The sequence below is a fragment of the Synergistaceae bacterium genome (assembly GCA_031272035.1).
Taxonomy (GTDB): domain Bacteria; phylum Synergistota; class Synergistia; order Synergistales; family Aminobacteriaceae; genus JAISSA01.
On sequence record JAISUO010000021.1, the window covers coordinates 1 to 19,093 of the forward strand.

Annotated in this window: 17 protein-coding genes, 1 tRNA gene and 2 pseudogenes; 9 read left to right on the forward strand and 11 right to left on the reverse strand. The window is 55.9% G+C overall.

All coding sequences use genetic code 11. The annotated features are described in order from the left end of the window. Positions 1-853 precede the first annotated feature (853 nt). Together LBR61_02255 and LBR61_02260 are read right to left on the reverse strand one after the other, a co-directional pair. Positions 854-1,270: pseudogene (locus LBR61_02255) on the reverse strand (flagellin). 470 nt (positions 1,271-1,740) lie between these two features. Then, positions 1,741-2,067: pseudogene (locus LBR61_02260) on the reverse strand (methylated-DNA--[protein]-cysteine S-methyltransferase). Between the two features lie 418 nt (positions 2,068-2,485). On the opposite strand from LBR61_02260, the gene LBR61_02265 reads away from it, so the two are divergent. The 3 genes from LBR61_02265 (at position 2,486) to LBR61_02275 (ending at position 5,821) form a co-directional block, all read left to right on the forward strand. Then, the gene (locus LBR61_02265; protein MDR1730897.1) at positions 2,486-3,025 is read left to right on the forward strand and encodes a C-GCAxxG-C-C family protein; all 540 of its coding nucleotides are present in this window, start codon (positions 2,486-2,488) and stop codon (positions 3,023-3,025) included. Positions 3,026-3,104: 79 nt separating this feature from the next. Next, positions 3,105-4,796 (forward strand): FAD-dependent oxidoreductase, encoded by a 1,692-nt coding sequence (locus LBR61_02270; GenBank protein ID MDR1730898.1) that lies wholly within the window; start codon positions 3,105-3,107, stop codon positions 4,794-4,796. Positions 4,797-4,855: 59 nt separating this feature from the next. Further along, positions 4,856-5,821: a threonine/serine dehydratase gene (locus LBR61_02275; GenBank protein MDR1730899.1), complete on the forward strand. Its 966-nt coding sequence runs from the start codon at positions 4,856-4,858 to the stop codon at positions 5,819-5,821. A 60-nt stretch (positions 5,822-5,881) separates the two neighbouring features. Here the strand turns inward: LBR61_02275 and LBR61_02280 are convergent, their stop codons facing one another. Further along, entirely contained in the window at positions 5,882-8,518 is a 2,637-nt protein-coding gene (locus LBR61_02280; protein ID MDR1730900.1) for a hypothetical protein, read from the reverse strand. A gap of 178 nt (positions 8,519-8,696) precedes the next feature. Here LBR61_02280 and LBR61_02285 point away from each other — a divergent pair, with 178 nt between their 5' ends. The 3 genes from LBR61_02285 to LBR61_02295 all read left to right on the forward strand — a co-directional run bounded on the left by LBR61_02285 (position 8,697) and on the right by LBR61_02295 (position 11,241). Next, the gene (locus LBR61_02285) at positions 8,697-10,718 is read left to right on the forward strand and encodes a DUF2207 domain-containing protein (GenBank protein ID MDR1730901.1); all 2,022 of its coding nucleotides are present in this window, start codon (positions 8,697-8,699) and stop codon (positions 10,716-10,718) included. Then, positions 10,715-11,068 (forward strand): thioredoxin family protein, encoded by a 354-nt coding sequence (locus LBR61_02290; protein MDR1730902.1) that lies wholly within the window; start codon positions 10,715-10,717, stop codon positions 11,066-11,068. Before LBR61_02285 ends, LBR61_02290 begins: the two co-directional genes overlap by 4 nt. 97 nt (positions 11,069-11,165) lie before the next feature. Continuing rightward, a tRNA-Asn gene (locus tag LBR61_02295) sits at positions 11,166-11,241 on the forward strand. Between the two features lie 17 nt (positions 11,242-11,258). Here LBR61_02295 and LBR61_02300 read toward each other — a convergent pair. The 8 genes from LBR61_02300 to LBR61_02335 all read right to left on the reverse strand — a co-directional run bounded on the left by LBR61_02300 (position 11,259) and on the right by LBR61_02335 (position 15,774). Beyond that, a complete protein-coding gene (locus LBR61_02300; protein ID MDR1730903.1) occupies positions 11,259-11,444 on the reverse strand; it encodes a type II toxin-antitoxin system PemK/MazF family toxin in 186 nt (61 codons plus the stop codon). Then, positions 11,445-11,693 carry an AbrB/MazE/SpoVT family DNA-binding domain-containing protein gene (locus LBR61_02305; protein MDR1730904.1) on the reverse strand — a complete coding sequence of 83 codons (249 nt, stop codon included), beginning with the start codon at positions 11,691-11,693 and terminating at the stop codon, positions 11,445-11,447. 92 nt (positions 11,694-11,785) lie between these two features. Then, entirely contained in the window at positions 11,786-13,015 is a 1,230-nt protein-coding gene (locus tag LBR61_02310; protein MDR1730905.1) for a PLP-dependent transferase, read from the reverse strand. A 195-nt stretch (positions 13,016-13,210) separates the two neighbouring features. Then, positions 13,211-13,639, reverse strand: a complete 429-nt coding sequence (locus LBR61_02315; GenBank protein MDR1730906.1) for a M67 family metallopeptidase — start codon at positions 13,637-13,639, stop codon at positions 13,211-13,213. Beyond that, positions 13,636-14,445 (reverse strand): HesA/MoeB/ThiF family protein, encoded by an 810-nt coding sequence (locus tag LBR61_02320; GenBank protein MDR1730907.1) that lies wholly within the window; start codon positions 14,443-14,445, stop codon positions 13,636-13,638. Before LBR61_02320 ends, LBR61_02315 begins: the two co-directional genes overlap by 4 nt. Then, positions 14,445-14,651, reverse strand: a complete 207-nt coding sequence (thiS, locus tag LBR61_02325) for a sulfur carrier protein ThiS (GenBank protein ID MDR1730908.1) — start codon at positions 14,649-14,651, stop codon at positions 14,445-14,447. Before thiS ends, LBR61_02320 begins: the two co-directional genes overlap by 1 nt. Positions 14,652-14,678: 27 nt before the next feature. After that, positions 14,679-14,918, reverse strand: a complete 240-nt coding sequence (locus LBR61_02330) for a sulfurtransferase TusA family protein (GenBank protein ID MDR1730909.1) — start codon at positions 14,916-14,918, stop codon at positions 14,679-14,681. Continuing rightward, on the reverse strand, positions 14,911-15,774 hold the full coding sequence (locus LBR61_02335) for a 4Fe-4S binding protein (protein MDR1730910.1): 864 nt from the start codon (positions 15,772-15,774) through the stop codon (positions 14,911-14,913). The genes LBR61_02330 and LBR61_02335 overlap by 8 nt, the downstream gene beginning before the upstream one ends. A 384-nt stretch (positions 15,775-16,158) precedes the next feature. Between LBR61_02335 and LBR61_02340 the strand changes: the two genes are divergently transcribed. The 3 genes from LBR61_02340 to LBR61_02350 all read left to right on the forward strand — a co-directional run bounded on the left by LBR61_02340 (position 16,159) and on the right by LBR61_02350 (position 18,986). Then, the gene (locus LBR61_02340; protein ID MDR1730911.1) at positions 16,159-17,151 is read left to right on the forward strand and encodes a TRAP transporter substrate-binding protein; all 993 of its coding nucleotides are present in this window, start codon (positions 16,159-16,161) and stop codon (positions 17,149-17,151) included. A 75-nt stretch (positions 17,152-17,226) separates the two neighbouring features. Continuing rightward, a complete protein-coding gene (locus LBR61_02345; protein ID MDR1730912.1) occupies positions 17,227-17,703 on the forward strand; it encodes a TRAP transporter small permease in 477 nt (158 codons plus the stop codon). Then, on the forward strand, positions 17,700-18,986 hold the full coding sequence (locus LBR61_02350) for a TRAP transporter large permease (GenBank protein ID MDR1730913.1): 1,287 nt from the start codon (positions 17,700-17,702) through the stop codon (positions 18,984-18,986). Before LBR61_02345 ends, LBR61_02350 begins: the two co-directional genes overlap by 4 nt. The last annotated feature ends 107 nt before the right edge of the window (positions 18,987-19,093 follow it).

Sequence of the window (19,093 nt, forward strand, 5' to 3'; positions counted from 1 at the left end):
CGCCTGTGAAATCGCTGGCGTAGGTGATGGAAACTTTGCTGTTGGTGATGTCGCCGGTGTCTTTGTCGATGCTGTAGACGATGTAGTCCACCGTCTTGCCCGCCACGGCGTCCGACACGTTGAAATTCTGGGCTGTACCCAACGCGCCGGCAGCACTGCTCGCCTTGATCTGAACCTGAGCCGTTCCGTTCGCAGCCGCTCCCGTGACGTTGAAAGCAATCTTGGATCCTACTTTTGCGGCTGTTTCAGCAACGGCCGTCAGCGTAAGACCCGTCAGCTCCGAATCAAGGCTTTTGAGATCCTCAGCGGCGGTAAGATTGCTGTAAATTTTCTCGACGGTCCGACTGGAGCCGTCCACACCGACGATATTGGCAGTAACCTTATACGCCGCGCCTGTAGTGGTACCGTCTCCGGCCAGAACTTCCACCAGAACAGACGCTCCGCCCAGCGTCGAGCTTGTCGTGGAACCGCCCAAAGCATTAAGAACAGGAACTACGGTCGTGGCAGCAGCAGTTGTTGCAGCACCTGCTCCGCCGGCGGCAGCGCTGGTGACGTCATAGTTGACAGTAGTTCCCGGAGTTGTCCCTGCGGTCAGGTTCGCTCCGACGACGCTCGTCACAAGATTGCCGTTAGCGTCGCTGGCGGCAGCGGCCAGCGTGAACGTCTGTGTCTCTTCGTGCTTGATCTTGAAAATATCGGTCTTCTGGACCTCGCCTGAGCCGCTCTTGGCCGTGACCGTGATCTTGTAGTTGCCCTCCGCCGCGGACTTCTGGCCGAACTGGTCCACCGTCCGCAGACCGCCGTTGATGAGGGCCTTTGTGGATGAATCTCCCGCGGACCACAGAACCGCCGCGGAGCCGTCCAGCAGTTTTTTCTTGTTGAACTGCGTGGTGTTGCCGATTCGGGTGACTTCCTCACGGAGCTGGTCGATTTCAAGCTGGATGTACGCCCGATCCTGCTGGGTCAGCGTGTCGTTGGCGGCCTGAACCGAAAGCTCGCGCATACGCTGGAGGATGCTGTGGGTTTCGCTGAGAGCGCCCTCCGCCGTCTGAATCATGGAAATGCCGTCCTGAGAGTTGGAGACTGCGCGGTCCAAACCACGAATCTGGGCCCGCATTTTTTCGGAAATCGCAAGGCCAGCCGCGTCGTCCGCAGCCGAGTTGATCCGAAGACCCGTTGAAAGTTTTTGAATTGACTTCTGAAGAGCGCTGTTGGTCGCGCTCAGCGCATTGTAGGACTGAAGAGCAGGAATATTGTGATTGACAACCATAGCCATTATGAGTTACCTCCCTGAGTTGGGACACCGGTATCCATACCGTTTCCCCTTTTTACGTTCCGTAAATATCCCTATTTACAGGAACCGATCCTTATAAAACAATATAGCCGCTGTTTTCACACAATCTTAAAAATCGCTTCCACTCACAAACAAATTTCCAAAACACTTTTTTTATTTCCTGACCATTACCATCTCCCTGTTTGCCCATTTTTCGACGTAACACAATATGGTTGAGTTACATCGATTTTCGAAAAAACGCGCCCTTTCGGACACACACATACACCTTGCCGTGATTCTACAAATAACTAGTATTTCATGTATATATTTTTAGCACGAGATTCTTTGTCTGTCAATTTAAAAAAATTGATACAATGCAAAAAAATGTAAAGCAAAAAGTGAAGCATCATATAAAAACGCGATATGAGAGGGACGGCAGACCGCACACAAAACCGGTTTCGTTTTCGTCAGGCGCGCTTTTTTTCCAGGTCCAGCAGATAGCGTTTGAGGGGAAGTCCTCCTCCGTAGCCGGTCAGGCTGCCATCCCAACCGACCACCCGATGACAGGGAACGACGATTGCGACGGGGTTGTTGTGATTGGCCATGCCCACCGCGCGGCAGGCCTTCGGTTTTCCGATCTGAGCGGCAATCTCCCCGTAACTGCGGGTCTCACCGGCGGGGATGGTTTGCAGAGCCTTCCACACGGAGACCTGAAAATCCGTACCCTGCAACATCAGGGGCAGGTCAAATTTCACGCGTTTGCCCTCAAGATACTCCCTGATCTGCTCCGCCGCTTTTTTGATCAGCGGGGTTTCCTGAACCCTGAAACCCTTCGAGGCTTCCTTACGTTTCTCATGACAAAAAAACACCTGAGCGATGGCGTTATTCTCCTCTGCAATTCCCACCATTCCCACAACGGGATAATCATAAAAAAATACGCTTTTCATGACAGCCTCCCCCGTTCAGCTTTATACCAATTTGAAAATAAATTATTTTCTGCATTGTAACAGTTTTTTAAGATACCGGCAGCGACCGGCTCAGGATTTGCGCATTTGCGAAAAACAGGGCCGATCAGACCGTCGTATAATGAAAGAATGAAAAAATGAAGGTCGGGCGATTTGTCCAAAAGATTTGTCGCCCGTGAAAAGCCAGGGCGGACGGAGGGGTTCCGAGCGGCTGGCGCGATTGAATAATCTTCGGGGAGGAATGAACATGGCAGAAAACATGACAGGCATGACGGGATTGAACGAAACGCAACTGAAGGCTCTGATCGAAAAAGCGACGGGACTGGCTTACCGATACGAGCAGACTCACGGCGGATGCGCCCAGGTCGTGCTGGCGGCCATCAGGGAAACTCTGGGAAAAATCGGAGACGACGTGTTTCAGGCCGCAACGGGACTGGCGGGAGGCGCAGGACGCACCGGCCACGCCTGCGGGGCGCTCACGGGAGGCATCATGGCCCTCTCCTGCTTCTGGGGCAGGCCCTGGGATGATTTTGCGGACCCCGGAAAGCGACGAACGCGATGCCTGGAGATGAGCAAACGGCTCGTCGAAAAATTTCAGGGCCAGTACGACTCGGCGGACTGCCACGGCATCCATCGAAAAATTCTGGGACGCGCCTACAATTTGAGCGACCCCCAGGAATTTGAGCAGTTCGTGAAGGCCGGAGGGCACGACGACAAATGCCCGTCGGTCTGCGCCAACTCCGTTCGCTGGCTCATCGAAATTCTGGCCTCGGAAGGTCTGATTTAAGAAGACATAATAAATATGAAAAGATCGGATCTGTAAGGTCTGATCTGAAAGGTCTAATTCTGAAAGGAAGAGAAATTTAATGAAAGTTGTCATCGTCGGAGGGGTCGCCTGCGGAGCCAAAACCGCCGCCCGACTTTCCCGAATTTGTCCGAAAGCGGAAATCACCCTGCTGGAGCGGGGAAATGACCTCAGCTATTCCAACTGCGGATTCCCGTTCTATCTCGGCGGAGAGATCAAAAATCGGGATAAACTGACTCACATGGGATTCGGGCCGGAACGGGACGCGTTTTACTTCGAAAATTACGCCTTTACGAAGGCTCTGACGGGTCACGAGGTCACGTCGATCGACAGAGCCAAAAAGGAGGTGACGGCCAAAGTCGCCGGGACAGATGCCCTTCGGGTTTTTCCCTACGACAAACTGGTTCTCGCCACGGGAGCCTCCCCCATCCGTCCCGCCGTCCCCGGGCTGGAGCTGAAAAACGTTTTTAACCTCTGGACGCTTCGGGATACCATAGCCATTTACGAGGCGCTGAGTTCCGGAAACCCTCGAAAGGCCGTCGTCGTCGGCGCCGGACTTGTGGGAATGGAGACGGCGGAAGCCCTGACCCATCGAGGAATCCAGGTTTCCCTGATCGACGCCCTCCCCCGCCCGCTGTTCGCCGTCGCGGGAGAAGAATTTGGAGCGATGCTGTCAGCTCATCTGCAAAAGAAGGGCATCGTCTTTTACGGCGGGGAGTCCCTCAAATCTCTCGAAGGCGACGAGGTCGTCCGCAGGGTGACCACCGACCGTCGGGAAATCGAAGCGGATCTGGTCGTGCTCTCCATTGGGGTTCGTCCCAACCTGGAGCTGGCCCGAAACGCCGGACTCGCCCTGGGCGCGAAGGCGATTCGGGTCGACGAATTTCAGCGGACCTCGGACCCGGACATCTACGCGGGCGGGGACTGTGTGGAGAGCCTGAACATCCTGACGGGCAAACCCGTCTGGCAGCCGATGGGCTCTGCGGCCAACCGGCAGGGGCGCGTCATCGCGGATCATATCGCCGGACTGAAGTCCTCTTTTGGAGGGGTGGAAGGCACGGCCATCGCCCGGGTGTTCGACTGGAGCATCGGCAAAACCGGACTGACCGCCGAGGCGGCCCGGGAAGCGGGATTCTCCCCGGTCGAAATTCTGACGTCCAACCCCGATCTGCCCGGCTTCATGCCCGAAAACTCGATGCTCTTCCTTCGCCTGGTGGCGGACGCCGCCACCCGACGCGTCCTTGGAGCCCAAATCGCTGGCCCCGGCCGGGCCGACAAGCGTCTGGACGTGATCGCCACGGCCCTCAAGGGGCAACTGACCGTAGACGACCTCGCCGACACGGATCTGGCCTACGCCCCGCCTTTTTCATCGGCTCTGGACCCCGTCACTCACGCCGCCAACGCCCTGCGCAACAAAATGGACGGCCTGATGAAAAGCTGCAGTCCGTCGGAATTGAAAGCCAAAGCGGAAAGAGGCGACAATTTTCTTATTTTGGACGTGCGAAACGAAAAAGAGCTGAAACAGTTTGGAACGCTGCCCTGGGAGGTGCTTCACATCCCTCTGGCGGACCTGAAGGAAAAAGGGAAAAAGCGCGGTTCCATTCCAAAATCCCGGGAAATCATCATCGTTTGCAGAGCCGGAGTGCGGGCCTGGAGCGCCTGCGCCACCCTTCTGCGCTACGGATACACCCGCCTCGCCGTACTGGAAGGAGGTATGTCCGCCTGGCCCTGGGAAACCCGTCCTCATCCGTAATTTTAAAAATTCGGCATAGAATTTGAAGGCATGATCCGGAAAGGAAGGAAAATAATAAAATGGTTGCATTAAAAGATATTTACGAAGCCCGAGAGCGCATTTCTCCGTTTATCCACCGGACTACGCCGGAGCGCTCCGCCACGCTTTCCAAAATGAGCGGATTCGACGTGTGGCTCAAGCCTGAATGCAGGCAGCGCACCGGTTCTTTTAAAATACGAGGCGCGCTGAACCGCATTTTGTCTCTTTCCCCGGAAGAAGGAAAACGCGGAATCGTGACGGGTTCTTCGGGAAACCACGGGCAGGCCGTGGCCTGCGCGGCTCAGCTGAAGGGGTACTCCGCTTCCATCATCATGCCGGAGGACGCCTCCTCGGCAAAAATCGCGGCGGTGAAGGGCTACGGAGCGCAGGTGATTTTCCGCGGCACCCGTTCCGACGAGCGTCTGGAGCTGGCCCACAAAATGAGAGACGAACAGGGAATGACGCTGGTCCATCCCTACGACGACCCTTATGTCATGGCCGGTCAGGGAACGGTGGGGCTGGAAATTCTGGAGGACATCGACAACGTGGCGGCCGTTCTGGTTCCCACGGGGGGAGGCGGTTTGATTTCGGGCATCGCCACGGCGGTCAAGGAGCTGAACCCAAAGGTCAAAGTCTTCGGCGTGGAGCCCACCGGAAGCGACAGCACCGGACGCTCCTTCCGGGCGGGAAAACGGACGAGGCTCGACGTTATCGATACCATCGCGGACGGAATCCGCACAACGATCCCCGGTGAACTGACCTTTCCCGTGGTGCAAAAATATGTGGACGACATGCTGCTGGTGACGGAGGAGGCTATTGCCGAGGCCCTGAGGCTGATCCTTGAGCGCTGCAAAATTCTGGCGGAACCCACCGGAACGGTAACAACGGCGGCCGTGCTGACACCGGGAGTTCTGCCGGACTCCCTGAAGGGCAAAAGGGTCGTTCCTCTGGTCAGCGGGGGCAATATCGCCCTCTCTCAACTGGCGGATCTGATCATACAAAGCTGAAGAAAAACCGCGGTGGATTGCGTAATCGTGTGCCGGAGCCGCTGGCTCTGAATTCTGGCATTATCCCTTCGGCTGATCGTCGGCGGACTCCGGCTTCCAGATCGCGTAAATGCCCTTGCGCCGCTGGAAAGCTTCCTCGCCGCCCTCCATAATGCTGACGATCTCCTGCTGAATGGCCGGAGTGTCTATACTGCCGCCCTCCACGCGAATGGTCTCCTCCTGGCAGGAGCAGACGAAAACCTTTTCCGCGTCCCCCAGAACGGGGATATTCGCGTTGTGGGTGGCAAAAATGAACTGTTTTTTCGGTTTCAGGCTGCAAACCAGCTTGATCACGTCTTCGTAGATCGTCTGGTTGTCCAGGTCGTCCTCCGGCTGGTCGATGATGATCACGTCGTTGTCCTGCCGGTCCAGCACGAAAAGGATCAGGGCGGAGGCCCGCTGCCCAAGAGAATGCTGCTTCAGCTCTCTGCCCTGATGCTCGATGGTGAAGGTATTGGGAACCTGCCAGGTCAGAAGATCTCCCAGGTTTTTCATGAACTGTTTTTCGAACACGTTCCAGGAGGATCCCAAAATCGCCTTTGCCTCCTCCAGCCCCCGATACATGAGGCAGAAATCCGGAAACACCTCCGCCAGGTTCCTGAGCAGGGAGTCCCGCAGATCTCCGTCCCGAAAAAGCTGCCTCATGCGCTCCAGAAAAGCGGCCCGGTCGGTTCGGAACGACGCGCGAATTTTCAGGCTCGGATATTTTCCGCCGATTTTATCCAGTTCCGCTTCGATCGCCTCAAACTCCTCGAACCACAGGGCGTTCAGTTTTTCCAGCTCATTCTCCAGGGCCGTCCTCAGGGCGCGATACTCGCTGTCCTCACGGTCAAGGTTCTCCAAAGCCTGCTCCGTTTCATCCACGGTGCGGCGAATGGCGCGAAATTCCTCAAGCTGAACGGAGCGAATGCCCTGCGCCTGCAAATCCAGGGTGATCTTCCGCTCCAGCACCGCAAACTCCTCCTTGAATTGCTCCTGTATGCGGACAAAACCTTTCGTCTGCTCCTGCAGGGCTCCGGCGAGTTCCGTACTGTCGGACAGGGCCCTTCGGATTTTTTCGAAATTTCCCACGATCTGTTCGTAGACCTCGAAAAACGATTTGAAGAAGGGGGCGTTCTGCTTCGAAACGTAGTTGCGGTGTTTCTCCAGTTCTCCCTCCTGCCGCCGGACAAAGGCGTTCAGCTCTCCGAGGCAGGTCTTCAGCGTCTCCGTCACCTGGGCGCAGGTTCGGCCATCCGTTTCAAAATCGATCTGCTTTTGCAGCCTTTCCTCTATGCCGGACTCCCGATAAAAGGCCAGGCGCTGAGTCGCATCCCTCAGCCGCGCGTCCAGCTCTTTTCTCCGTTCGGCAATATCCGAAAACCGGTTCAGAGTTTCCACCAGCTCCCGAATTTTCTGCTTTCGCTCCTCCACGCGGGAACGCAGTGAAACGTTCTTTTCCCCCAGAATTTTCTCCACCAGATCTCTTTCGAAGCCCTCTCCCACGCTGGAAAGGTCCTTCTGGCCAAAATAAAGGGGCCGGTGCAGAATTTCCTTCCTTATAGAAACGCCCGGCTGAAGAACCCCCGCGATGTAAACGTCCGGAACCTCCCGAAGAATACGGCTCAGTTCGTAAGGGTTGCCCTCCCGGTCTCTGGCGCGGATCGTCACCTTGCCGCCGCTGCCCAGAACATATTCCACCAGACGCCCCTTGTACTCTTTGTCAGGAGCCCTATCGCTGCAGGGAATATCCAAAGCGTAACGAAGAATCTCCAGAATGGCGGATTTGCCGCTGCCCCGTATTCCTATCAGGGCGTTCAGCTCCGACGCGAAGGAAAGGGAGACGCCGTCCAGCATTCCTCCTTCGAACACGACGCTCTCAATCCAGGACGCCTCGTGTTCGCGGGGTTTTGAGTCCACGCGGTCCCCCTGTTCCACCAGGGCATATCGAACCGCCTCGAAGGTAAAAGCCCCGATTTTTATATAACAGGCTTCGTTTCGCCCAATCTCCTCGATGCGGGAGGGATGGCTGCCCTGCACTTCCGCGGGGTAGCGCGAGTCCGGTATTTCTTTCAGATTTTTGCGGCGTTCCTCGTTTCGGACTCCGGTAAAAGCCGCCGCCCGCCTCTGAAAAAGCCCATGCCGCATGTACCGCGCGAGAGTCTCCCCGTCCGTCTCCCGCCACAGGCCGGAAAGTTCCTCCACATCGGGGAAAACGATGAAAAAATCCCGCCGGTACTCCTCCAGCAGTTCGATGAGGTCGAGAAGCCCTTCGCCGGTGCTGGCGTCCGGGCTTTTTTCAAGAAGGGTGACGTCCAGAAAAGAGGAAACGTAATCGCTGGCTCGAATCCAGTCCTCGCTGAACACGACGATGACCCGAACCCCGTTTTCCCCCTCGTTCAGCAGCAGCTCCACGCCGGGCAGCAGAAAGATTTCCTCCGCGAGAGCGCGATCTCTCAGGGCCCGAAACTCCCCGAGGTTCAGGATATTCCGGTTGGCGACGACGCCTGTGCGTATCCCCGCCGTCTTCAGCGCGCCGACGTAATTTTCGATAAACGCCGCTTCGACGTCGGCGTCCCCTCCCTCCGGCGCGTCGTATTGAAAACCGACGTTCGTTCGGGTATGCAATACGAAATCCGCCCTCAGCCACGCGCTCCCATGTCTGAAAATCTCCTGCATATCCAAACCCTTCCTTTCGCGGCAACTCTCCGGAGAGATTAAATTTAACAATATATAAAAAATAATCAATTATACATTCACTTGACTCGTTCAGAGTTTAACACAGAAAAACGGGTAAAAAACAGAAAAATAGGGTAAAATTATAAAGAAAGGGTGTATACACAGGAGGAGGATCTTCATGCAATCTCGTCCATCCGGCCTGAAAATTTCAACGGCCGCCGTATTCGTCCTCACCGGCCTGTTCCTGACGGTGCAGGCGTGGGCATTTCCTGCTGTGGATTCCGTGGAAAACATCAGCGGCCCGTTCATGGAAAGCCTGAACATTCGGGCGTCTGTTCGCAATCGGGGCATCGTGTCGGTGGAGGAGACGATGGTCGTCGTCTTCGGCGCCGAACCGCTGGAAAGCGACCTGACCCGAGGGATTTCCGGGCGCTACGCCGAAAGGAGCAGGGAAAAGTATAAAACGGGCTTCGTCCTGCTGGACGCCACGCTGGACGGGAACCCGACAAAAATGTCCATACGCCGCAGCCCCGAAAGCCTGCGTCTGACTCTGGCGGAGAAGGGAAGCCTCTTCACCCCCGGCCCTCATATTTTTCACCTGAAATATGAACTGAGCAACATGGTGATTTTTCACACCGGAGAACACCAAAAACCCGAGTACCAGGTTCCGGACGAAGACACGCCGGACCGAGACTCGCTGGTATGGCGGGTGGTGCGGGATAGTTCCTGTCCCATACAAAGCGTAACCATCGATATTTCACTTCCCGACGGGCAGGCCGCTTCGGGCTCGTCCTCGCCCGACAGAAGCCTTTTCAGCGCTTTCGGCGGACAGGTGGGAGATCTGCCCCTGGGGGACGGTCTGGAAGCCGACGACTCCGGACGTCTCTCGACTCTTTCGCCGCTGGATACGGGAAAATCTCTCACCCTTTATATGTCCTGGGAGTCGGGGCTCGTGAAGGAAAACATTTCTTCCGGCTCCGAGTGGCGTCTGTGGGATTTGGTTGTTTTTGCGTCGCTCCTCTGTTACTACCTTTTCGTGTGGCTGCGCTATGGGCGGCTTTCCCGCCCCGATCCCGCAAATCTGAGCACGACGCCGCCGGAGGGTTTTTCTCCGGGGTTTTTGCGTACTCTGAGGGATCTGCGTCCGGACTCCAGGGCATTGACGGCGGAAATACTGAACCTGGCCGTCAGGGGATACATTCATCTGGACGATGTGGTGAGTGAAGCCGAAGAAAATCCAGAGGAGGAAATTTCGGAGGAAGCTCAGGAAAAAACCCCGCCGGAGGCCTCCGCCCGCTACTCCTCGCTGGAACAGATGATGAAGCGCAGATACCGTCTTCAACGGTCTTCCCGCTTCGAAAGCCCCCCGACTCCCACGGAACAGCTTCTGCTTCACAATTTATTCGCGGGAGAGGGCGAAAACGAAATCATCCTCGACGAAAGCGCCGCGGAACGTCTGCAAACCACCTTCCGGGCACTTGCGAGAAGTTTCGCCGTGCGGGGCCGGCTGTTTCTCTTTCAGCATACGAAGTTTTGGACGGCGGGGATTTTCGCCTTCGAAGCCTATACGGCCTTCGTCATGTTTTTTGTTCTTTCTCAGGGAGTACGTGGCATCGAGCCCGACAGCACCCACGCTCTGGCCTTCATGGCCCCGCTGTTTCTGCTGGCCCCTTTTTCCAGCGAGGAAAACACGGGGGAGCGCAATACTGTCATGTTTATTCTGCGCACCTGCATTCCTCTTTTCTTTTGCGCCGTCTCTCTGGTGCTCCTGAAGCAGCAGGAGGAGAGCCTCGGCGCCATCGCCGCTCTCGTGGGAAGTATCGCCGTGATTGGACTGTTCTGGAAATTTATGCCCGTTCGATCCGAAAAAGGGCTTCGGATTCTGAGCCAAATCGAGGGATTCCAACTGGGACTGGGCAGCCGTTCAGAGCTGAAGGAGGAGGACACCGTAGAAAAATTTGAATCCCTCTTTCCTTACGCTTGCGCTCTCGACCGGGAACAGGCTATGATTACGCGTTACGGTCCGCTTATCGCCCGTCTGCGTCACCGTGCCCGGTGGCATACCTCCGGGCTCCGCGGGCCCGCGATCATCAGAGAGGGTGCGGAATATTTCACTCTTATTTATGAACTGGGGGAAGTTATTCGTTCGATTTTGTCTCAAAAACCCAATAAAAAATTAAAGGAGCGTTATCCAAAATGAATATTCTGTCGATCGTTTTATTTTTGCTGATCCCGCTTTTTGTGGCGACAAGACGCGCCGAGGCCGAGACGCTGCCAACGCTGAAGGTGCTCTCGACGCCGAACTGTCCGGCCTGTATGCAGATGGCCCGCGTTCTGGACGTCCTGAACGAAAAATACGCGGGGAAAATTCAGGGAGAAAAAGTGAACCTCATGGAGCATCGAGACCTGGCCCAGCAGTACAAGGTTCGCTATGTTCCTCACCTGCTTTTCTGCGACGCCACGGGCAGCGTCGTAAAGGAAAAAGTGGGTTACATCCCTCTCGACGAGGTGCTGACGACTTTCAGGGAGGCGGGAGTTTCCGTCGATTGAGCAGAACAGGGCAACCCGCCCAAAGAGGCTTGACATGAACGAGTTTCATGGTGTATAGTACCTGCTGTTCAGAGGTTTTGGCCTCAACTTAAAATGTTCCACGATAGCTCAATCGGCAGAGCGGGTGGCTGTTAACCACTAGGTTCCAGGTTCGAGTCCTGGTCGTGGAGCCAGAAAAAAAGCATAAGTTCTATATAAAGAAAACCCCGGGAAAAACCGGGGTTTTTCGTTTTGTGATCGGACAGACAACGGGCATTGACGTCGCTCCGTTGAAAGTGTCATTGCTGACGACCAGGGCGGGACGCGTTTTTTTCGGCTCATGCCCCCGCGTTGGGTCGAAAGACACCTCAACGATGTCTCCCTGCCTGAAAGACAATTACCACATCTCCCTGCCGACCGGCTGACCCCAGTCATATTCCGGCTCAGGCGTACCGGAACCCTTCCAGGCTTCAAGCCTGGCCTGCAGCGTGTACTGTTCATTCGCGCTCGTAATCACCAGCCTGTTTTGTTCCATAGCAAGGAAAACCTTGTCCCCCACAGATATTCCAAGCTGACGGCAGAATGCGTCCGGCAGACGTATTCCCTGCGCGTTTCCCCACTTGCTGACAGTCACTGCTTTTGCCATTCGCATCACTCCCTGACGATGTATACATTGTATATTTCATCCGTCACAGAGATTTGTCAAGGATCATCTGCGCAGATACAAACCCCGTCCCGTTACCCCGCGGAGGCCTGGGCGAAGTCGGCGATGAGGTCCTCCGTGTCCTCCAGACCGACGCTGACGCGGATCAGATCGTCGTACACTCCCGCGGCTCGCTTCTGCTCTTCCGTGGAATGAGCGTATATCGTCGATTCCGGATGAATGACCAGCGTGCGGACGTCTCCCACGTTCGTGGCGATGCGCGCGAATTTCAGGCCGTCGATCAGTTTGAACGCCCGCTCCCTGGACCCCGCCCTCAGCGTCAGCAAAGCGCCGCCCTGCCCGTTTTTCATCTGAGCGTCGATGTTGCTTTTGTAAGGGCTGCCCTCCAGCCCCGGATAATTTACGCAGATGATATTCGGATTGTGTCTGAGGGATTCGGCCAGAACCCTCGCGTTGTGACACAGCCGCTCCATCCTCAGCCCCAGGGTTTCGAGACCCAGACAGTTGAGCCAGGCGTTTTGCGGAGACATGCAGGGCCCGAAGTTGCGCCAGATGTCCTGCCTCAGTCGGGCTGTAAGAGCCAGTTTTCCCATTTTACGGTATTTTTGAAGGACGGGAAACCTGTCGAAATCCCAGCTGAACTTCCCTCCGTCGACGATCACGCCGCCGATGGCGCTCCCGTTTCCGTTGATGTACTTGGAGGAGGAATGAACCACCACGTCCGCGCCGTGCTCCAGCGGGCGAATCAGCGCGGGGGTGGCCGTGGTGCTGTCGATGACCAGAGGAACGCCGTGACGTCCGGCGACCTCCGAGAGTTCCCGAATGTTGATCACGTTGAGCCCGGGGTTGCCGATCAGCTCCGCGAAAATGACTTTTGTGTTTTCCGTCACCTGGGCTTCGACGGCCTCGGCGCTCATCTCTTCGACAAAACGGGCGCGGATGTCAAAATGCGCGAAATCGTCGAGAAGGTCCAGCGTTCCGCCAAAAAGGGCGCTGCCGCTGATGATTTCATCGCCGCTCCGCAAAAGGGCCAGAAGCGTCATGGAGATGGCCGCAACACCGGAAGCACAGGCCACAGCGCCCCTCCCGCCCTCAAGAAAGGCGATGCGACGCTCGAAGGCGTCCACCGTCGGGTTGCCGATCCGCGTGTAGGCAAAACCGGGAGCCCTGTTGTCAAACACCCGCTGCAGCACTTCCGCGGATTCGTGATCGAAGGCGGAGTTTTGATAAATGGGCGGAAGCGTCGCCCCTGTCCCGTCAAAGGCGTCTTTACATCCGTGCAGCAGGAGAGTGTTGAATTTCATGGCGCTCTTTCCTCCTTCGTTTCTCTATTTACATTTACACAAAAAAAGGACCCCCGCGCAAACAGGGATCCCTCGCTCTCAGGCCAGACACAGCTCCTCAGGAGCCGGCTTCCTCAGGCGGAGATCCCCGATAGCGACGCATCATCATGTGCATAAAGGAAATAAATCTGCAGTACATGAACCCTGTCCTCCCTTCTATTCTATCGTCAGTTCCTCCGGAGAGACGATTCCTTTTTCAATATGAAACGCCTTGAGCACCGGAGACTCTTCCGCCAGAGAAAGAATGAGATAGCTGGCGGAGGGGTCGCCGGCAAGCCGGATGTCCTCCTCCGAAGGGCGGGCCGGCGATTCGGGGTGGGAGTGGAAGTTCCCCAGAGGGACAAGACCGGCGGCGCGCATATCCTTCACGGCCCGAAGCTGCTCGCGCGGATCGATGGAGAAATGCTCGCGGCTCCCGTCGATATTGGTCATGAAATACACCTTTTCGATAATTCTGAGGTTCTCTTCGACACGTCCGGCAATGAGCCCGCAGACCTCGTTGGGCAATCCCTCCTTCGCGCGGGTCGTCAGGGCTTCGAAGTCGGACTTTTTGATTCTCACCCCGTACGGAACCAGGGAACTCACAGAACAGCCTCGCAGACCGCGGGGGCGTAATCGAAGGGTTTTACAATGGAAGGATGTTCGCCGCACACGGCACAGTCGCTCTTTCTGGCGGGAAGCGCGATTTTTCGGAAATCCATCGTCAGAGCGTTGCAGGTCAGCAGCGAGCCCGTCAGCAGTTTTCCCACCCGGGCAAGATATTTTATGGCCTCCATCGCCTGCAGGCTGCCGATAATGCCTCCCATGGCGCCAACAACCCCCGCCTGCTGGCAGGTCGGAACCGCGTCGGGAGGCGGAGGGCTGTCGAAAACGCACCGGTAACAGGGCCCTTCGCCGGGAACGTACGTCATGAGCTGTCCCTGAAAACGAATGATACCGGCGTGGGAGAAGGCCTTTCCCGCAATCACGCAGGCGTCGTTGATGAGAAACTTCGCCGGAAAATTGTCGCTGCCGTCGATGATGAAATCGTAGTCCGCGATCAGATCGAGAACGTTCTCCGCAAGAGCCATCGTCCGGTAAGTATGTACTTTGACCTCCGGATTGATGGCCTCCAGACTGTCCCGTGCCGAGTCCACCTTGGGCCTGCCCACATCGGCCGTGGTGTGGAGAATCTGCCGCTGGAGGTTGGAAAGGTCCACCTCGTCCGCGTCGGCAATTCCGATGACCCCCACTCCGGCGGCGGCCAGATAAAGGGCGGCGGGCGAACCCAGCCCTCCCGCGCCGATAATGAGCACACGACCCTCCATCAGGCGTTTTTGACCCTTCACTCCAATTTCCTGAAGGATGATGTGCCTGGAATAGCGGGTCATCTGCTCGTTTGAAAAAGCCATCAGAACCCTCCGCCCATAAAGTAAAGAAACTCCACGCTGTCGTTTTCCTGCAGGAGCGTCGTCTCAAAGGTTTCGCGTTTGATGAACTCGTCGTTGATGGCAACCGTGACGTACAGCGGCATTTCAACGTTCTCCGAGTCCAGCAGATTCGCCACCGTAACGCCCGACGGATATTCTTTCTGGATTCCCGCAACAGTCAGAACCATTTTCTTCTTCCCTGCCCTCTTTCGAAATTACGCCTTCCGCACGATCAGACTCCAGGTCGTGTCCCCGTTGTCCAGCAGCTTCAGAATCTGATGCCCTTCGTCCTTAATGCTGCGCGGCACGTTCTGCACCGGTTCGCCGTCGTTCATTCGAATGGAAAGCACCTGTCCGGCCTCCAGCTCTTCAAGGGCCACTTTCGCTTTGACGAAGGTCACCGGACAAACCACGTCGGTGATGTCGACGGTGTCGTCTACGACGTAATCAGCCATGATACGCCTTCTCCATCGCCGCTCTGAACAGATCCCATCCGACGCGATCCACCGCCACCCGAAAACGCTCGCCGGGTTTTGCGTGTTCCGTGAAAAAGTCCAGGGCCGCGTCGGCAACGCGGAAAAGCATTTTTTTATCTTTGACAATCGGGAAAATTTCGTTGCCCTTCGTGATCAGGTTGCCGAAGGTCCCTCCGAAGGAGAGAATGTAGCCCGGCTCGCCCTTCCAGGCGTCCGTGGGGCAGGATTTGACGCATCTTCCGCAGTTGTTGCAGCGCGTTTCGTCAAGAACGACGCGGTCGTCGGAGAGGGAAAGGGCGTTTGTGCGGCAGGCCTTCACGCAGACCCCGCAGAGCGTGCAGGGCTCTTTTTCCCAGTGAATCAGATAGCCTCCCTTGACGCCGAGGTCGTTTTCCTCCGACTTCAGGCAGTTATTCTGGCAGCCGGTCACGCCGAATTTAAATTTATGGGGCAGTTCTCTTCCGAAATACCGCTCGGATATTTCCACGGCCAGCTGGTAGGTGTCGATACATCCGCTGGGACATATCTGGCTGCCCTGACAGGCGGTTACGGTGCGGACCCGCGGGCCGCAGACTCCCGTGGAGACTCCCCCCTCCAGCAGCTCCGACCGGACGGCTTCGATGTCTCCCAGTTTCATGAAGGGGATCTCGACCCCCTGACGCGAAGTCAGATGCACGTGTCCGTCGCCGTATTTTTTCGACACGCCGGCAATCGTCACAAGCTGCTCCGCGGTCAGGTTCCCCCCGATCACCTTAAGCCGCAGAGAAAAATTGTCCTTTTGCCTCTGGCGCATGAAGCCGCCGTTTTTCAGCGCCTTGTAGTCCACCCCTGCCATATGAAATTTTCCCCTTTCGGCCCGCTGGAGCTTCCTGCCCGAACAGCTCATACAAAAACGGAAGCTTCATCTTCACCGTTCAACAGCTTTTTTATAATATAGTTTTTAAATAAGAATTATATAGTTTAATATATCATCGTTTCGCGCGATGTCAAGACGAAGACGCCGCCCCTGGATTCGCAGGTAAAAAAAGGTAAAAAAAGAGCGCATAATCAACGATTTGGCCGTGTTCAGGAAGTTTGGGATATAATTGCATTTGGAAGGAGGCGTTTGGCCTGACGGTTATTTTACAGGCGGGCGGATTGGCTGTGCGGTTCAGTGTCTGTGGAAGTTATCAAATGAAATTATCAAATGAATGAAATTACCAAAGGGGGCAGAGCGTCAATGAAACGAGTGACATTTGTATTTGCAATCGCGGCAGTTTTGGCTTTGTTGTTTTGTCCCGCGGCGTTCGCCGCGGACTACACGATCAGGGTAGGATCCATCAACTCCGAGGCGCATCCGGACCTCGTCGCGATGCAGGAAGTGTTTGTGCCCCGCGTCGAGAAGGAATCCGGCGGAAAGATAAAAGTCGAACTTTATCCCAACGGACAGCTCGGCGGCGACCGCGAAATGTCCGAGTCGGTACAGCTGGGCACGCTTCAGATAGCCATTCCGGCGAGCTCTCCCCTGGCCGGTTTTGACAAGAGAATTCAGGTTCTCGACCTTCCGTATCTTTTCACGAGCCGCGAAGCCGCGTTTAAGGCTTTGGACGGCGAACTCGGAAACAAACTCAACGAGTACATAGCGGAAAAAGGTCTGCTGAACCTGGGCTATCAGGAAAACGGAATGCGCCACGTCACCAACAACAAAGGCCCCGTGAAGTCGCCCGCCGACCTCAAGGGGCTGAAAATCCGCACGATGGAAAACCCGATGCACCTGGCGTACTTCAAAGAACTGGGCGCCAACCCGACCCCGATGGCGTGGGGCGAACTTTACACCGCGCTTCAGCAGGGAGTCGTCGACGCGCAGGAGAACCCCTACGCGATGATAGTCGAGGGCAAATTCAACGAAGTTCAAAAGTACGCGTCGGAAACGGGCCACGTGTTTTCCGTCACGCTTCTTCTGACGAACAAAAAGTTCATCGAAGGGCTTCCGGCGGACCTGCGCGAAATCGTGGTTAAAGCCGCGAAGGACACCGCGATCAAACAGCGCGAGCTGATCGCCGCCGAGGAAAGCTCGTACAAGGAGCAGCTCGAAAAGGCCGGTATGCAGACGAACGAGCTCTCCGCGGCGGAGAAGAAGCTTTTCGTCGAGGCGGCGCAAAAAGTTTACGCGCAATTCGAGGGAGAACTGGGCAAAGAGATTATGGATCTGGTGAGGAACTCTCAGAAGTAAAATTTTGATTTTTGCCGTCGGGACGCGCTCACTTCCGCCGTCCCGACGGTTTTGAGTTTTGAGGAGGTCCGTCAGATGACCCTGAAAAAGTTCATCAACAACTTCGAGGAGTATTTTGTGGTGTGGAGTCTGGCGATTATGACCGCTTTGGTTTTCGTCCAGGTTGTCATGAGGTACATCTTTCATAATTCCCTGTCGTGGAGCGAGGAGCTGGCGCGTTATATCTTTCTCTGGCTTTCGTGGACAGGCGCGAGTTACGCGGTCAGGGAGCGCACGCATTTCCGCGTCGAGATGCTGGCGAACGTTTTGAAGGGCCGCTCCCGAAAAATTTTCGAACTCGTCATTTTGTTCGTGTGGTTTTTGTTCAGCTTTTTCCTCACATGGTACGGCACGGCGCTGGTGATATTTCTCATGGACACCGGGCAGGTCTCCGCGGCAATGCGGCTGCCGATGTCGCTTACCTACGCTTCCGTTCCGGTCGGCTGCGGTCTCATGTGCATACGGCTCATCATCGAAATACAAAAAATAATAAAAGGTGGCGTTGAGGCATGAGCGGTTCCGTACTTCTTTTTATAATTCTCATCGTGGGCATCGCCCTCAGCGTCCCGATAGGAATCACGCTGGGGATCGCCACGGCGATCTGTCTCTGGCTCACCAACCCGGACATATCCCTCATGCTGATCGCGCAAAAATCCGCGACGGGTTTGGACTCGTTCCCGCTGCTGGCGATTCCGTTTTTTATACTCGCGGGCGCCCTGATGTGCAACGGCGGAATTTCCCGCCGCATCGTGAACCTCGCGGACAGCCTCGTGGGTTTTATCACAGGCGGGCTTTCGATGGTGACGGTTCTGGCCTGCATGTTTTACGCGGCGATCTCGGGTTCCGGCCCGGCCACCGTTTCCGCGATAGGTTCTTTTATGATTCCCTCCATGAAGGAGCGCAAATACGACGCGCCTTTTGCCGCGGCGATCACCGCTTCGGCGGGAACCATCGGCGTGATTATCCCGCCGAGCATCCCGTTTGTGATTTACAGTATCGTGGCGCAGTGTTCCATCGGCGACATGTTCATAGCGGGGGTCGTCCCGGGGATAATAATCGGCATCGCGCTGATGCTGGTCTGCTGGGTCACGGCGAAAAAACACAACTACCTCAGCTCGACGGAACGCCCGACGCTGCGTAAAGTCTGGACAGCGTTTATCGACGCGATATGGGCGCTCATGGTGCCGGTGATCATCCTGGGCGGGATTTACGGCGGAATTTTCACTCCGACGGAAGCGGCCGTCGTCGCCGTGGTTTATTCGATAATAATCGGCAAGTTCGTTTACAGGGAGCTGGACGCGAAAATTCTCTACGAGTGCCTGAGGAGCGCCGGCCTGATAAACGGCGCGACGCAGTTCATGATCGGACTGTCGATGGCCTTCGCCAGCTATCTCGCGATGGCGCAGATCCCGGGGCAGATTGCCAGATGGCTCACGAACCTCTCCGACAACCCCTACGTGGTGTTTTTCGCGATAAATGTTTTCCTGCTCATCCTCGGCTGTTTCGTGGACAACATTCCGGCCGTGATAATCCTCACGCCCATTCTGCTTCCGATAGTGAAAAATCTCGGCATGAGCCCGATACACTTCGGCCTCATCATCACGGTCAACCTTGCCATAGGCTTTATCTCTCCGCCCTACGGCATAAACCTTTTCGTCGCGTCGGCGATTTCCGGCGAGAGCATAGAAAGAATCTCCGTCGCGATAATCCCGTCGTTCCTCGCGATGGTGGCCTGCCTGCTGCTCTTTACGTACTTTCCGGTCCTCACGATGGGCCTCGTCCAACTGATAAAGTAGCGGCAAAGGGGGGCTCGTCCACAGGTTCATCATCATATTTTTATCAAATGCCTTTTCTTTACAGTATCTTGATGAGACACAATCCGGCGGAAATGATAGAATAGAAG